Source organism: Agrococcus terreus, from assembly GCF_014645235.1.
Lineage (GTDB): Bacteria > Actinomycetota > Actinomycetes > Actinomycetales > Microbacteriaceae > Agrococcus > Agrococcus terreus.
This window is the reverse complement of record NZ_BMLM01000001.1, coordinates 1314141-1328323: the sequence shown is the minus strand read 5'-3', so window position 1 is coordinate 1328323 and position 14183 is coordinate 1314141. Positions and strand designations below refer to the sequence as shown.

At 71.8% G+C, this 14183-nt stretch carries 18 protein-coding genes and 2 tRNA genes; 6 read left to right on the top strand and 14 right to left on the bottom strand.

Translation table 11 applies throughout. The annotated features are described in order from the left end of the window. Positions 1 to 78: 78 nt before the first annotated feature. The 6 genes from IEW90_RS06455 to msrA form a co-directional block, all read right to left on the bottom strand. Positions 79 to 1611 carry a CoA-acylating methylmalonate-semialdehyde dehydrogenase gene (locus IEW90_RS06455; RefSeq protein ID WP_188717201.1) on the bottom strand — a complete coding sequence of 511 codons (1533 nt, stop codon included), beginning with the start codon at positions 1609 to 1611 and terminating at the stop codon, positions 79 to 81. Positions 1612 to 1699: 88 nt separating this feature from the next. Beyond that, positions 1700 to 2155: an acyl-CoA thioesterase gene (locus IEW90_RS06450; protein WP_188718051.1), complete on the bottom strand. Its 456-nt coding sequence runs from the start codon at positions 2153 to 2155 to the stop codon at positions 1700 to 1702. After that, positions 2152 to 3834, bottom strand: coding sequence for an energy-dependent translational throttle protein EttA (ettA, locus tag IEW90_RS06445; protein WP_188717199.1), 1683 nt, complete (start codon positions 3832 to 3834; stop codon positions 2152 to 2154). The genes IEW90_RS06450 and ettA overlap by 4 nt, the downstream gene beginning before the upstream one ends. A gap of 9 nt (positions 3835 to 3843) precedes the next feature. After that, a complete protein-coding gene (locus IEW90_RS06440; protein WP_188717197.1) occupies positions 3844 to 4290 on the bottom strand; it encodes a DUF6993 domain-containing protein in 447 nt (148 codons plus the stop codon). Between the two features lie 58 nt (positions 4291 to 4348). Next, on the bottom strand, positions 4349 to 4837 hold the full coding sequence (locus tag IEW90_RS06435; RefSeq protein WP_188717195.1) for a single-stranded DNA-binding protein: 489 nt from the start codon (positions 4835 to 4837) through the stop codon (positions 4349 to 4351). 60 nt (positions 4838 to 4897) lie between these two features. Continuing rightward, positions 4898 to 5422 carry a peptide-methionine (S)-S-oxide reductase MsrA gene (gene msrA, locus IEW90_RS06430; protein ID WP_188717194.1) on the bottom strand — a complete coding sequence of 175 codons (525 nt, stop codon included), beginning with the start codon at positions 5420 to 5422 and terminating at the stop codon, positions 4898 to 4900. A 94-nt stretch (positions 5423 to 5516) separates the two neighbouring features. Here msrA and IEW90_RS06425 point away from each other — a divergent pair, with 94 nt between their 5' ends. Next, positions 5517 to 5768 (top strand): hypothetical protein, encoded by a 252-nt coding sequence (locus tag IEW90_RS06425; protein ID WP_188717192.1) that lies wholly within the window; start codon positions 5517 to 5519, stop codon positions 5766 to 5768. Between the two features lie 89 nt (positions 5769 to 5857). Here IEW90_RS06425 and IEW90_RS06420 read toward each other — a convergent pair whose 3' ends face one another. Both IEW90_RS06420 and IEW90_RS06415 read right to left on the bottom strand, forming a co-directional pair. After that, positions 5858 to 6418, bottom strand: a complete 561-nt coding sequence (locus IEW90_RS06420) for a YceI family protein (RefSeq protein ID WP_188717190.1) — start codon at positions 6416 to 6418, stop codon at positions 5858 to 5860. Positions 6419 to 6539: 121 nt separating this feature from the next. Then, on the bottom strand, positions 6540 to 7214 hold the full coding sequence (locus tag IEW90_RS06415) for a DedA family protein (RefSeq protein ID WP_308421863.1): 675 nt from the start codon (positions 7212 to 7214) through the stop codon (positions 6540 to 6542). A gap of 78 nt (positions 7215 to 7292) precedes the next feature. Here IEW90_RS06415 and IEW90_RS06410 point away from each other — a divergent pair. Then, a tRNA-Arg gene (locus IEW90_RS06410) sits at positions 7293 to 7365 on the top strand. 446 nt (positions 7366 to 7811) lie between these two features. On the opposite strand, the gene IEW90_RS06405 is transcribed toward IEW90_RS06410, so the two are convergent. Beyond that, entirely contained in the window at positions 7812 to 9089 is a 1278-nt protein-coding gene (locus IEW90_RS06405) for an Nramp family divalent metal transporter (RefSeq protein ID WP_188717188.1), read from the bottom strand. Between the two features lie 103 nt (positions 9090 to 9192). On the opposite strand from IEW90_RS06405, the gene IEW90_RS06400 reads away from it, so the two are divergent. The 3 genes from IEW90_RS06400 to IEW90_RS06390 all read left to right on the top strand — a co-directional run bounded on the left by IEW90_RS06400 (position 9193) and on the right by IEW90_RS06390 (position 10675). Continuing rightward, complete coding sequence (locus tag IEW90_RS06400; protein ID WP_188717186.1) at positions 9193 to 9843, top strand: HAD family hydrolase; 651 nt, start codon at positions 9193 to 9195, stop codon at positions 9841 to 9843. A gap of 76 nt (positions 9844 to 9919) precedes the next feature. Further along, a complete protein-coding gene (gene orn / locus IEW90_RS06395; RefSeq protein WP_188718049.1) occupies positions 9920 to 10504 on the top strand; it encodes an oligoribonuclease in 585 nt (194 codons plus the stop codon). Between the two features lie 95 nt (positions 10505 to 10599). Beyond that, positions 10600 to 10675: transfer RNA gene (locus IEW90_RS06390), tRNA-His, on the top strand. A 58-nt stretch (positions 10676 to 10733) separates the two neighbouring features. Here the strand turns inward: IEW90_RS06390 and IEW90_RS13915 are convergent. The 3 genes from IEW90_RS13915 to IEW90_RS06380 are packed head-to-tail and all read right to left on the bottom strand — an operon-like array spanning position 10734 to position 12024. Beyond that, the gene (locus tag IEW90_RS13915; RefSeq protein ID WP_268236818.1) at positions 10734 to 10865 is read right to left on the bottom strand and encodes a hypothetical protein; all 132 of its coding nucleotides are present in this window, start codon (positions 10863 to 10865) and stop codon (positions 10734 to 10736) included. A gap of 50 nt (positions 10866 to 10915) precedes the next feature. Beyond that, a complete protein-coding gene (locus tag IEW90_RS06385; protein WP_188717184.1) occupies positions 10916 to 11170 on the bottom strand; it encodes a DUF3253 domain-containing protein in 255 nt (84 codons plus the stop codon). Continuing rightward, complete coding sequence (locus IEW90_RS06380; RefSeq protein WP_188717181.1) at positions 11170 to 12024, bottom strand: siderophore-interacting protein; 855 nt, start codon at positions 12022 to 12024, stop codon at positions 11170 to 11172. Before IEW90_RS06380 ends, IEW90_RS06385 begins: the two co-directional genes overlap by 1 nt. Positions 12025 to 12120: 96 nt before the next feature. Here IEW90_RS06380 and IEW90_RS06375 point away from each other — a divergent pair, with 96 nt between their 5' ends. Further along, entirely contained in the window at positions 12121 to 12462 is a 342-nt protein-coding gene (locus tag IEW90_RS06375; protein ID WP_188717179.1) for a metallopeptidase family protein, read from the top strand. Positions 12463 to 12514: 52 nt separating this feature from the next. On the opposite strand, the gene IEW90_RS06370 is transcribed toward IEW90_RS06375, so the two are convergent. Then, positions 12515 to 13579 carry an NAD(P)-dependent alcohol dehydrogenase gene (locus tag IEW90_RS06370; protein ID WP_188717177.1) on the bottom strand — a complete coding sequence of 355 codons (1065 nt, stop codon included), beginning with the start codon at positions 13577 to 13579 and terminating at the stop codon, positions 12515 to 12517. Between the two features lie 115 nt (positions 13580 to 13694). Continuing rightward, the gene (locus IEW90_RS06365; protein ID WP_188717176.1) at positions 13695 to 14171 is read right to left on the bottom strand and encodes a nucleoside/nucleotide kinase family protein; all 477 of its coding nucleotides are present in this window, start codon (positions 14169 to 14171) and stop codon (positions 13695 to 13697) included. Positions 14172 to 14183 lie beyond the last annotated feature (12 nt).

Below are 14183 nucleotides of genomic sequence, written 5' to 3'. Positions count from 1 at the left end.
TCGAGGAGCGCGCCGCCGCAGACGGCTCGCGTCACGAGACCCCGCCCGCGAGCAGGGTCCCGTGACGACCGGCGAGTCCTAGTTGCTCGGGAAGCCGAGGTTCAGGCCGCCGTGGCTCGGGTCGAGCCAGCGGCTCGTGACGACCTTCTCGCGCGTGTAGAACTCGAACGCGTGGCGGCCGTAGGCCTTGCCCTGGCCGAAGATCGACTGCTTCCAGCCTCCGAACGAGTGGTACCCGACCGGCACGGGGATCGGCACGTTCACGCCGACCATGCCCACCTGCACCTCGTTCTGGAAGCGCCGCGCGGCGCCGCCGTCGTTGGTGAAGATCGCGGTGCCGTTGCCGTACGGGTTCTCGTTGATGAGCTCGAGCCCCTCCTCGTACGAGGCGACGCGCACGATCGAGAGCACCGGTCCGAAGATCTCGTCGCGGTACGCGGCCGAGCTCGTCGGCACCTTGTCGAGCAGCGTCGGCTTGAGCCAGAAGCCGTTCGGGTCGCCGTCGACCCCGCTCCCGTCCGGACCTGCAGCGTCGCGACCGTCGACGACGACCTCGGCGCCGTCCGACGCCGCAGTGCCGATGTAGCCGGCCACCTTGTCGCGGTGCTGCCCGGTGATGAGCGGCCCCATGTCGTTGTCGCGGGTGCCGTCGCCCGTGCGGATCTGCTGCATCTTCTCGGCGATCCTCGCCTGCAGCTCGTCGGCGATCGAGTCGACCGCGACGACGACCGAGATCGCCATGCAGCGCTCCCCCGCCGAGCCGAAGCCGGCGTTCACCGCGGCGTCGGCCGTGAGGTCGAGGTCGGCGTCGGGCAGCACGAGCATGTGGTTCTTCGCGCCGCCGAGCGCCTGCACGCGCTTGCCGTGCTTCGAGCCCGTCTCGTAGACGTGCTGCGCGATCGGGGTCGAGCCGACGAACGAGATCGCCGCGACGTCCGGGTGCGTCAGCAGCGTGTCCACCGCCTCCTTGTCGCCGTGCACGACCGTGAGCACGCCGTCCGGCAGGCCGGCCTCCTGGTAGAGCTCGGCGATGAACACCGCCGCCGAGGGGTCCTTCTCGCTGGGCTTCAGCACCACGGCGTTGCCGGAGGCGAGCGCGATCGGCGCGAACCAGAGCGGCACCATCGCGGGGAAGTTGAAGGGGCTGATGATGCCCACGACGCCCAGCGGCTGGCGCAGGGAGTACACGTCGACGCCGGTCGACGCGTTCTCGGAGTACTCGCCCTTCGTCATGAGCGGGAACGCGGTGGCGAGCTCGACGACCTCGATCGCGCGGGCGATCTCGCCGAGCGCGTCGGAGTGCACCTTGCCGTGCTCGCTCGTGATGATGCGGGCCAGCTCGTCCTTGCGGGCGACGATGAGCTCGCGGAAGCGGAACATGATCGCCTGGCGCTTCGCGATCGACAGGTCGCGCCATGCCGGGTACGCGGCGACGGCCGTCGCGATCGCGTCGGACACCTCGGCCTCGCTCGCGAGGGGCACCTCGCGCACGGCGACGCCGCGCGCCGGGTCGTAGACCGGGGCGGTGCGATCGCCTCCCTCGCTGCGGGCGCCCGCGATCCAGTGCGGGATGCGGGTGGTGGCGGTCGTCTCGACGGCGGTGTCGGTCATGCGGGCCCTCCCAGGCGATGCGTCGTTGCCCCGCCACCCTATCGGTGTCTGATCGGGCGTCGACCGCGTCCTGGGCGCGCCCGCCGCCTCAGCGGCGGAACGCCACCGGCTCCTCGAGGTACGGCTCCCAGGCCGCGCGCTCGGCGTCGGTGAGGCGGCGCGGGCGACCGCTGGCCGCGTCGAGCATGACAACGGTCGTGGAGGCGCGGGCGTAGACCTCGCTGCGGTCGGGCGCGTGCACCTCGTAGCAGACGTCCATGCTCGCACCGCCCATCCGGCCGATCCACACCTCGACGAGGATCGGGCGGCGGTGGTGCGGGATCTGCCCGAGGTACTCGGACTCCTGCCGGGCGATCACGGTCACGCTCGAGGCGCCGGGGCCCGCGTCGATGATCGCGGTCGTGGGCGATCCCTCGGGGCCGCCGGCCCAGAAGGCGTGCACGCGCGCCTCCTCGAGGAGCGTGAGCAGCGACGCGTTGTTGACGTGGCCGTACGCGTCGAGGTCCGACCAGCGGACCTGGACGGGCACCTTGAGGCGCATCAGTCCCTCGTCAGCTTGCGGTACGTCGAGCGGTGCGGCTTCGCGGCGTCAGCGCCCAGGCGCTCGACCTTGTTCTCCTCGTACGCCTCGAAGTTGCCCTCGAACCAGTGCCACTGCGCCGGCTGCTCGTCGGTGCCCTCGTAGGCGAGGATGTGCGTCGCGATGCGGTCGAGGAACCACCGGTCGTGGGTGATGACCACGGCGCAGCCCGGGAAGTCGAGCAGCGCGTTCTCGAGGCTGCCGAGCGTCTCGACGTCGAGGTCGTTGGTGGGCTCGTCGAGCAGCAGCAGGTTGCCGCCCTGCTTGAGGGTGAGCGCGAGGTTGAGGCGGTTGCGCTCGCCGCCCGAGAGGATGCCCGCCTTCTTCTGCTGGTCCGGACCCTTGAAGCCGAACTGGCTGACGTAGGCGCGCGACGGGATCTCGACGTTGCCGACCTGCAGGTAGTCGAGGCCCTCGGAGACGACCTCCCAGAGCGTCTTCTGCGGGTCGATGCTCGCGCGGCCCTGGTCGACGTAGCTCAGCTTGACCGTCTCGCCGATCTTCAGGTCGCCGGCGTCGAGCGGCTCGAGGCCGACGATCGTCTTGAAGAGCGTCGTCTTGCCGACGCCGTTCGGGCCGATGACGCCGACGATGCCGTTGCGCGGCAGCGTGAACGAGAGGCCGTCGATGAGCACGCGGTCGTCGAAGCCCTTGTGGAGGTCCTTCGCCTCGAGGACGACGGAGCCGAGGCGCGGGCCCGGCGGGATCTGGATCTCCTCGAAGTCGAGCTTCCTGGTGCGCTCGGCCTCGGCGGCCATCTCCTCGTAGCGGGCGAGGCGGGCCTTCGACTTCGCCTGGCGGCCCTTCTGGTTCGAGCGGACCCACTCCAGCTCCTCCTTGAGGCGCTTCTGGAGCTTCTGGTCCTTCTTGCCCTGCACCTGGAGGCGCTCGGCCTTCTTCTCGAGGTAGGTCGAGTAGTTGCCCTCGTAGGGGTAGAGGCGGCCGCGGTCGACCTCGCAGATCCAGCCCGCGACGTGGTCGAGGAAGTAGCGGTCGTGCGTGACGGCCATGACGGCACCGGGGTACTTGGCGAGGTGCTGCTCGAGCCAGAGCACGCTCTCGGCGTCGAGGTGGTTGGTGGGCTCGTCGAGGAGCAGCAGGTCGGGCTTCTCGAGGAGCAGCTTGCAGAGCGCGACGCGGCGCTTCTCGCCGCCCGAGAGGGTCGTGACGGGCCAGTCGCCCGGCGGGCAGCGAAGGGCGTCCATCGCCTGCTCGAGCTGCGAGTCGAGGTCCCACGCGTCGGCGGCGTCGATCTGCTCCTGCAGCGTGCCCATCTCGGCCATGAGGGCGTCGAAGTCGGCGTCGGGGTTCGCCATCTCGGCCGAGATCTCGTTGAAGCGGTCGATCTTGCCGCGCATCTCGCCGAAGGCGTCCTGCACGTTCTCGAGCACGGTCTTCGACTCGTCGAGCTCCGGCTCCTGCATGAGGATGCCGACCGTGTAGCCGGGCGAGAGCTTGGCCTCGCCGTTGGACGGCTGGTCGAGCCCCGCGATGATCTTCAGGATCGTCGACTTGCCCGCACCGTTGGGCCCCACGACGCCGATCTTGGCGCCGGGGATCACCGCCGTCGTGACGTCGTCGAGGATCACCTTGTCGCCCACCGTCTTGCGGGCGCGCACCATGGAGAAGATGTACTCGGCCATGGCTCCAGTCTAGGGGGCCGTGTCGGCCCCGATCAGGCAGCGCCCCTCCGGCAGGAGGCTCGTGCGGACCGCCATCGGCTCGCCGTCGCCGACCTGGCCGAGCAGGCACGAGTCGTCCTGCCGCACGGCGATCTCGACGAAGGTCACGGGGGCGCCCAGCGAGTCGAGGTGGCGGGTGCGCTCGATCGCGGAGCGGTCGAAGCCGGCGGCCTCGACGGCGGCGACGAGCGCCGCCGGGTCGTCGACGCCCTGGCCCTCGAGCGCCGCGCGGAAGGCGTCGAGCTCGGCGTCCTCCACGGGCGCATCCGTAGCAGCCGTGTCCGTCGCGGCCGCGTCCGGCGCGGGCGAGCCCGTCGCGGTGGACTGCGGCTGGAGCGGGCCTGGGCCGTCGAGCAGCCCGCAGCCGGTGAGGCCGAGGGCCGCGACGAGCGCGAGCACGACCGTGCATCGACGCATGCCGCCCCCGTCCGTCGTCCTCGGGCGCCGAGTGCCCCGACCGGCTCCAGCCTAGGGCTCAGAACGGGGTCTGCTCGGGCGGCTCGGCACCGGGATCCGCCCACGCCGCCTGCGGCTCGGCGCCGACGAGCGCAGGCTCGGGCTCGGCACCGATCGAGTCCTCGGTCGCGGCGGGACGCTGGTCGTCCGAGACGCGGCTCGAGCGGTCGCGCTGCGCGCGGCCGAAGCGGAGCGAGTGGCCCACGTGCTCGGCGCGGATGCGGATGCTCGTGCCGCGCCGCTCCCCCGACTCCCACTGCTCCACGCGCAGCCGGCCGACGACGATGATCGGGTCGCCCTTGGCCACCGAAGCCGCGACGTGGGCGGCGAGGCGGCCCCAGGCCTCCACGCCGTACCAGTTGGTGTACGCGTCCTCCCACTCGTCGGAGCCGGGGCGCTTGCGACGGGCGGTGGACGCGACGCGGAGCTCCGCGACCTGCTCGCCGTTGACGGTCTTCAGCGTCGGATCCGCTCCCGCGGCACCGACGACGGTGATGGTGTCGTGCATGGGGCGAGCATGCGGCAGCGGCGCCGGCCGCGTGCGGGCCGCGTCGGCGGCTGTGGAGAGTCAGCCCTTGAGGTAGGAGGCGAAGCCCGCGCGGATCTTGTTCACCTTGGGCACCGCGACGGCCAGGCAGTAGCCCTGCGTGGGGTTCTTGGCGAAGAAGTCCTGGTGGTACTCCTCGGCGTCGTACCAGGCGCCGAGCGGCTCGAGGGTCGTGACGATCTCGCCCGGCCACCAGTCGGCGGCCCGCGCGATCGCGGCCTCGCAGACGGCCTTCTCGGCCTCGTCGCGGTAGAACATCGCCGAGCGGTACTGGGTGCCGACGTCGTTGCCCTGCCGGTTCAGCTGGCGCGGGTCGTGCATCGTGAAGAACATGTCGAGCACGACGTCGGTGGGGAGGCGCTCCTCGTCGTAGACGACCTTCACCGCCTCCGCGTGGCCCGTGGCGCCCGTGCAGACCTGCTCGTAGCTCGGGTGCGCGCCGCGGCCGCCCGTGTAGCCCGACACGACCTCCTGCACGCCGTCGACGACGCGGTACGCGGCGTCCAGGCACCAGAAGCAACCACCGGCGAGCACGATCTCCTGCATGGTGCCGAGCCTAGCCCCGGCGCCTATGCGCATCCCGTGCCCCGGGGCATGTGGGTGGCCGCGCCTAGCGTCGGAGACGAGGAAGGGAGCGGCCATGGCGATCATGACCACAGGGCAGCGGCGCATCGCGCCCCGCGCCCCGCGCGTCACCACGCGGCGCGTGCGCGACGACCTCTGGCGCGTGACGAGCACGACGGGCATCGCGCTCGGCTACATCGCGCGGCTCGACGGCCCCGCGGGCCCGTCCTACGAGGCGCGGCGCCTCGTGCCCGGCGGCACCGCGCTGCTCGCGATCGGCGGCGGCTGGTCGCTCGACGACGCGCTCGCCTGCTTCACCGGGCCGTAGCCGCCCCGCTCCATCAGGACAGCTGCCGGGACGACGGAGCGGGGTCGAGGCGCTCGCCCCGACCCCGCTCGCGTCCGTGCTGCTGAGGCTCAGACCTCCGCGGGCACCTGCAGGACGGCCGAGATCTCGATCTCGACGTCGACGTCGTCCGAGAGCATGACGCCGCCCGACTCGATCGCGACGTTCCAGGTGATGCCGAAGTCGCTGCGCTTGATGCGCGTGCGGGCCGAGGCGCCGGCGCGGGTGCCGCCCCACGTGTCGGGGCCGATGCCGCCGAACTCGACGAGCAGCGCGACGTTCTTCGAGACGCCCTTGATCGACAGGTCGCCGTCGATGAAGAGGTCGTCGCCCTCGACGCGGGCGCCGGTCGAGCGGAAGGTCCACTCCGGGTGCTCCTCGGTGGCGAAGAAGTCGCCCGAGCGGAGGTGCTGGTCGCGGTCGGCGTTCTTCGTGTTGATCGTCGACGGGTCGACGGTCGCCTCGATGGTCGACTCCTCGGGCTGCTCGGCGAGCACGATGGTGCCCTCGAGGCCCTCGATCTCGCCGCGCACCTTCGCCACCATCATGTGGCGGATCGAGAACGTGACGTTCGAGTGCGCGCCGTCGATGGCGTACGTGCCGGGCAGGTAGCCGGGGATGTTCTGCAGCATGGCGGTCCTTTCGGAGAGTGGAAGTGCTCGAAGCTCAAGTGCTTCAGATTCGAACAACTCGACGTCGAGCGATTCCATTCCCGATCCGTCGGACTTCTTCGCGCGCCGGTCGCGAGCGCCGCTACTCGCCATGCAGCAGGTGCTTGCCCTCGCGGTGGTTGAGCCGCATCCGCGCCACGACCCACCACACGATCACGAGCACCACCGCGCCGATGATCACCCACTGCAGCGTGTCCATGTACGGCTCGATCACGTGCCAGTTCTGCCCGAGGGTGAAGCCGATCATGACGAAGATCGTGTTCCAGATGGCCGACCCGACGAGCGTCAGCAGCAGGAACAGCGGGATCGACATGCGCTCGATGCCCGCGGGGATCGAGATGAGGCTGCGGAAGATCGGCAGGAAGCGGCCGAAGAGGACGGCCTTCGGCCCGTGCTTGGCGAACCAGTCGGTGGTCTTCGTGATGTCGGAGGCCCGGACGAGCGGCATCTTGCCCGCGATCGCGGCGAGCCGGTCGTGGCCGAGCAGGCGCCCGAGGCCGTAGAGCACGAGCGCGCCGACGACCGAGCCGACCGTCGTCCAGATGATCGCCTCGGCGAGCGTGAACCCGCCCGTCGCGGCGGTGAAGCCCGCGAGCGGCAGGATGACCTCGCTCGGGATCGGCGGGAAGAGGTTCTCGGCGGCGATCGCGAGGCCCGCGCCGGGAGCGCCCACGGTCTCCATCAGGCCCACCGCCCACGCGGCGACGCCGGTGAGCTCGGAGCTGTCGGGGGCAGTCTGGAGCATCAGGTCGAGCACCGGGACAGGCTACGCGGCGGGCCTGTGGCCGCCCTGGCGCGGCGCCCGCGCGCCGCGGGGCTCCTATGATCGGAGCGCGCCTCCGTAGCTCAGTGGATAGAGCAACAGCCTTCTAATCTGTCGGTCGCTGGTTCGAATCCAGCCGGGGGCACTCCAGCCTTCTCATCTGCCGGTCGCTGGCTCGAATCCAGCCCGGGGCACTCCAGCCTTCTCATCTGCCGGTCGCTGGCTCGAATCCAGCCCGGGGCACTCCAGCCTTCTCATCTGCCGGTCGCTGGCTCGAATCCAGCCCGGGGCACTCCAGCCTTCTCATCTGCCGGTCGCTGGCTCGAATCCAGCCCGGGGCACTCCAGCCCTCTCATCTGCCGGTCGCTGGTTCGAATCCAGCCCGGGGCACTCCAGCCCTCTCATCTGCCGTCGCTGGTTCGAATCCAGCCGGGGGCACTCCAGCCCTCTCATCTGCCGTCGCTGGTTCGAATCCAGCCGGGGGCACTCCAGCCCTCTCATCTGCCGTCGCTGGTTCGAATCCAGCCGGGGGCACTCCAGCCCTCTCATCTGCCGTCGCTGGTTCGAATCCAGCCGGGGCCTCCTGGACGGTCAGGCGCCGCCCTGCAGGTTCGTGACGAAGCCCGTGATCGCCTTGATGAGCTCGTTCGCGCCGAGCGCGAGGAACACGAGCGCGCAGATCGCGAGCAGCGCGTTGCCGAACCAGCCGTTGCGCCACTCCTTCGGCGTGCGGTCGGTGTTGAGCAGGCCGAGCAGCGTGAGCGCCAGGAACGGCATGAACAGCGCACCGAGCACGCCGTAGGCGAGGATCACCGCGATCGGCTGGCCGAGGAACACGAGGATCATCGGCGGGAACGTGAGCCACAGCACGTACGCCCGGTAGTAGGTGCCGCCGGCGTGCATGCGGCGGTCGTCGAGCTCGAGGCCGCGCGTGGTGCCCACGAAGTCGGCGAACATGAGGCTCACGCCGTTCCAGACGCCGATGAGCGACGAGAACGACGACGCCCAGAAGCCGATGAGGAAGATCACGCCGAACACCGCGCCGTAGCGCTCGGCGAGCACGCCCGAGAGGTCCAGCAGACCACGGTCGCCCGTCGAGATGGCGATGTTCGCCGAGTAGAGCAGCTCGGCGCCGACGATGAGCATCGCGATGACGAAGACGCCAGTGATGACGTAGGCGACCGCGTTGTCGAGGCGCATGACGCGCATCCAGGACGCGTCGCTCCAGCCCTTCTCGCGCAGCCAGTACCCGTAGGCGGCGAGCGTGATGGTGCCGCCGACGCCGCCTGCGAGCGCGAGCGTGGTGATGAGGCCGCCCTCGGGGATGATCGGCACGAGGCCCGCGAGGATCTCGCCGAGGTTCGGCAGCGTCAGCACCGCCGCGCCGACGACGGTGACGAACATGATCCCCACGAAGAGCGCCATGACCTTCTCGACGAGGGGGTACTTGCCCCACCAGACGAGCGCGAAGCCGATGAGGCCCGTCCCGATCGCCCACGCCTCGAGCGGCACGGCGGGCAGCATCGTCGCGAGCGGCAGCGCCGACGACAGCATCGCGGTCGCGCCGTAGACGAAGCCCCACACGACGATGTACGGCCCGAAGTACCAGGTGGTCCAGCGGCCGAGGGTGCGCCAGCCGGCGAAGATCGTGCGGCCGGAGGCGAGCGAGTACCGGCCCGCGCCCTCGACGAGCACGATCTTGAAGACGGTGCCGACGATCACGGCCCACAGCAGCAGGTAGCCGTAGTTGGAGCCGGCGACGAGGGTCGCGACGAGGTCGCCGGCGCCCACGCCCGTCGCCGCGACGACGATGCCCGGTCCGATGATGCGCCACTTCCGCGGGCTCATCGTCGCTGTCTGCTCTGCCATGTCCACTCCCTCGTGCCGATCCACCGCTCGCGCGTCGTGTCGACGCGCCCGGCGCCCGGCCAACCTATCGATCTGCCCGGAAGGGGTCTGACAGGCTGTCCACATGCACGCTCGCCCCGCCGCGCTCCTGCTCGACATGGACGGCACCCTCGTGGACTCGGAGCCGATCTGGCACGAGCGGATGCGCGGCTTCGCCCGCGAGCAGGGCTTCGCCTGGACGGCCGAGGACTGCCACTGGACCACGGGGCGCCCCATGGAGGAGTGGGCGGCGGTCATGCGCGAGCGCGGCGCGGCGCTCGAGCTCGCCGCGATCATCGCCCGGGTCGCGGGCGACGTGGCCGACGAGGTGCGCGACGACGTGCCCTGGCTGCCGGGCAGCCTGCGCCTGCTCGAGCGCGTCGCCGAGCTCGGCGTGCCCGCCGCGCTCGTGACGAACGCCGCGTCGGTGAACGCGCAGGCGCTGCTCGCCGCGGCGCCCGCCGGGGCGCTGCGCTTCGCCGTCTCCGCCGACGACGTCGAGCGATCGAAGCCCGACCCCGAGCCCTACGCGACCGCGATCGCGCGGCTGGGGGCCGACGCATCCCGCTCGATCGCGTTCGAGGACTCCGGATCCGGGGCGCGGTCGGCCGTGGCCGCCGGCGCCCGGCTCTGGTTCCTCACCACGCAGCTCGCCCACGCGCCAGTGCCGGCGGAGCGCACCCTCGGCACCCTCGCCGATGTCTCCCCCGACGAGATCCTCGCCGCCCTGGGCTGACGCGTCCGCCGTGGGCGGGGCGCAGTAGGGTCGTCGCGTGGCTGCTGCGGACCGGATCGTGTGGATCGACTGCGAGATGACGGGCCTCGACCCGTCGATCGACGAGCTCGTCGAGGTGGCGGTCGTCGTCACCGACTTCGAGCTGCGGGTGCTCGACCCGGGCCTCCAGATCGTCATCCGCGCGAGCGACGCCGCGCTCGAGCACATGGGCGACTTCGTGCGCACCATGCACGCGACGAGCGGCCTCGACCAGGAGATCCCGCACGGCGTGAGCGTCGCCGAGGCCGAGCTGCGCGTGCTCGAGTACGTGCAGCGCTTCGTGCCGCTCGAGCGCAGCGCACCGCTCGGCGGCAACACCATCGGCACCGACCGGATGTTCCTCGCCCGCTCCATGCCCGCGCTCGACGGCTACCTCCACTACCGCTCGATCGACGTCTCGAGCATCAAGGAGCTCGCCCGTCGCTGGGCGCCGCGCGCCTACTTCCAGGCGCCCGTGAAGGCCGGCGGGCACCGCGCGCTCGCCGACATCCTCGAGTCGATCCGCGAGCTGCGCTACTACCGCGCCGCGCTCTTCGGCGACGCCGCCGACCGCACGAGCGAGGAGCTACAGGCGATCTCGGCCGAGGTCTCGGAGGGCTTCGCGGAGCACCTGCCCGGCTGACCGCGGCACGCGCCCGCCGTGTCGTCGGAGGGGCCCGGGATGTCGTATGCTGTTCTGGTTGCGCTCCGGCGCACGAGGCCCTGCATAGGGCCATGGTGGGTATAGCTCAGTTGGTAGAGCGCCTCGTTGTGGTCGAGGAGGCCGCGGGTTCAAGCCCCGTTACTCACCCCAGTCAGGAGCCCCGGTCGAGAGACCGGGGCTTCGTCGTGCTCGGGCGGCGTCCTCCGGGTCAGCGACGACGGCGTCGCGGTCGCTCGCCCTCGGGGCCGACGTCCACGATCGCGTGGGCACCCGGGATCGCGACGAAGCCGGCGACGGTGTTCACGACGATGCTCAGCACTCGGTTCCAGAGGTGGCGCATGGCCCCATGGTGACGGTCGTCGCTGGACGTGCGCCGTGCGGGCGGGCCGCTCAGGCGCGGCGGATGCGGATGGGCCCGCGCGCCGTCGCGAGGTCGACGACCTCGCCCCTCTGCGTGATGACGACCTCGCCGCGCTCGACGAGCCGAGCGGCCGCGGCCCGCGCCTCGTCCATGAGCGGCCGCCAGTCGGCCTCGTCGTCGCCGCCGACGCGCCGCGCGGCGTCGCTCGGGCAGGTCGTGGCGCCCTCGCGGCGCTCGGCGAGCAGCGCGAGGATGGCCTGCTCCATCGCGTCGCCGTCGCCCATCAGGCCTCCGGCGGGAGTATGACGCCGATCGGCTCGCGCTTCTCGGCCTGGAAGCGATCCTCGGTGCGCCCGAGCGCCCAGTAGCCCGAGATCGAGACCTGGCCGCGCGAGAGGCCGCGCTGCTGGAACAGCACGTCGCGGAGCGCCTTGACCGACTCGCGCTCGCCGTGCACGAACGCCTGCACGCGCCCTTCGGGCCACTCGAGCGCGGCGACCGCCTCGGCGAGCGTCGGCACGGTCGCGGGCGACGGGGCGCCGCGGTGGATCCAGCGCAGCTCGACGCCCGCGGGATGCGCGATCGCGAGCTCGTCGTCGGCGTCGTGCACCTCGACGAGCGCGACGCCGCGCGCGTCGGCGGACAGCGCCTCGAGCGCCGCCGAGATCGCCGGGAGGGCCGACTCGTCGCCCACGAGCAGGTGGTGGTCGGCCTCCGCATCCGGCGCGTAGCCGCCGCCGGGGCCGTGCAGCGCGATGCGATCGCCCGGCTGCGCCGCGGCGGCCCATGGGCCCGCGAGCCCCTCGTCGCCGTGGACCACGAAGTCGAGCACGATCGCGTGCTCCTCGACCGCCCGAACCGAGTACGTGCGCGTTACCGGGCGCTGCTCGGGCGGCAGCGTCTCGCGCAGGTGGGCGAGGTCGTACGGCGGCTCGAGCCCGAGCTCGGCCGGCACGAAGACGAGCTTCACGTACGCATCGCTCCACGCGTTCGGCGCGAACGTCGCGAAGCCCTCGCCGCCGAGCCGGAGCCGCACCATGCGCGGGGTGAGCCGTTCGGTCGAGAGGACCTCCAGCACGTGCTGCGGCCGCGGCGGGCGCGGGGCGGGGACGGGACGGGGCTCGGTCGCGATGCTCATGTCGGCGCCAGCGTAGCACCGGGGTAAGGGTGCCCTAACCTGCTCGTGCGTCGGGCCTCAGCCTCCCGTCGTCCGCCAGGCGCGAGGATGGACGGCATGGAGATGACCGCGGAGGCGTTCGAGGCGCTCGTCACGGAGGTGCTCGACGGCCTCGAGGACGAGATCGTCGACGGGCTCGAGAACGTCGTGTTCCTCGTCGAGGACGAGCACCCCGACGAGGACCTCATGGGGCTCTACGAGGGCGTCGCGATCACCGACCGGGGGCAGTACGGCTTCGGCGAGCTGCCCGACCGCATCATGGTCTATCGCCTCCCCCACCTCGACGCCTGCGACACCGAGGAGGAGCTGCGCGACGAGGTGCGCACGACGCTCGTGCACGAGATCGCGCACTTCTACGGCATCGACGACGAGCAGCTGCACGAGCTGGGCTGGGCGTAGCGGGGCCCCGCCGGCGATCGCTCGCGCAGCGGGGCCCCGACGGTCGGACGGGCTAGGCCACGGCCTCCGCGTCGGCGAACGTCGCGGTGTCGATGACGAAGCGGAAGCGCACGTCGCCGTCGACGACCCGGTCGTAGGCCGCGTCCACGTCGTCGACGCCGATCTTCTCGATGACGGCGCCGATGCCGTGCTCGGCGCAGAAGTCGAGCATCTCCTGCGTCTGGCGGATGCCGCCGATGTTCGAGCCGGCGAGCACCTTGCCGCCGCCGATGAGGGCGCCGAGGTGCAGCTGCTGCGGCTCGGGCGGCAGGCCCACGTTCACCATCGCGCCGTGCGGCTTGAGGATCGAGAGGTACGTGCCGAGGTCGAGGTCGGCGCTCACCGTGTTGAGGATGACGTCGAACTCGCCCTTGTGGGCCTCCGCCCAGCCCTCCTCGCCGGTGGCGACGACGCGCGCGGCGCCGAGCTCCTTCGCGAGCTCCTCCTTGGCGAGCGAGCGCGAGAGCACGGTGACGTCGGCGCCCTTCGCGGCCGAGAGCTGCACGCCCATGTGGCCGAGGCCGCCGAGGCCGACGACGGCGACCTTCGTGCCCTCGCCGACGCCCCAGCGGTCGATGGGCGAGTAGAGCGTGATGCCGGCGCACAGCAGCGGCGCGGCGACGTCGAGCTCGATGCCCTCGGGGATCGAGAGCACGAAGCGCTCGTCGACGACGACCTTCTCGGCGTAGCCGCCCTGCGTGATCGAGCCGTCGCGGTCGACGGAGGCGTAGGTGCCGACGTTGCCGTTCAGGCAGTCCTGCTCCTCGTCGTTCCGGCACTGCTCGCACTCGCCGCACGAGTCCACGAGGCAGCCGACGCCCACGCGGTCGCCGACGGCGTGCTTCGTGACGGCGTCGCCGACGGCCTCGACGACGCCCGCGATCTCGTGACCGACGGTGAGCGGGAAGGGCGCCTTGCCCCACTCGTCGCGGATGGTGTGGATGTCGGAGTGGCAGATGCCGGCGGCCTTGATGGCGATGACGACGTCGTTCGGGCGCGGGTCGCGGCGCTCGATGGTCGCGACGCGGTACGGCTGGTCGGGGCCGGTCTTCTGCAGGGCCTTCGTAGGGATGGGCATGGTGCCTCCTGGGTGGTGAGACGGGGACGAGCACGCGGCTCGATCGGGCGCGGCATCGGCGCCGGCGGTCAGACTACGCCCGCCCGCCATGACCGCCCACGGTGGCCGTCCAGGCTCAGGTGCGACGCACCTCGTCGGCGAGCGCCGCGGGGTCGTTCGCGGCGATGTGCGCATCCTCCTGCTCGCGCCACAGGTCCCACCAGGCGTCCTCGCCGTCCCGCTCGAGGGCGCGGGCGCGCCGCACGTCCTCGGGGGCATCGAGCCAGATGGCGCGCGCCGCGTGCTCGCGCGACGCGAGGGTGAGCGAGCCGCAGCCCTCGACGACGAGCCGGTCGCCCGGCCGGGCGCGGTCCTCGGGGCCCCAGTCGCCCTCCGCCCAGTCCCAGCGCCGCCAGACCGCCTCTTGGCCCGCCGCGAGCGGCGCGAGGATGCCGCGCTCGAGCAGCCGCGAGCCGGTCGCGAGGCCGTGCCAGCCGGCGTAGAGGTCGTCCATGTGCACGACCCGGGCGCCGAGCTCGGCGGCCAGGGCCTGGGCGAGGCGCGTCTTGCCCGACCCGGATCGGCCGTCGACGATGCAGAGGATCTCGTGCATCCGCTCCGCTCC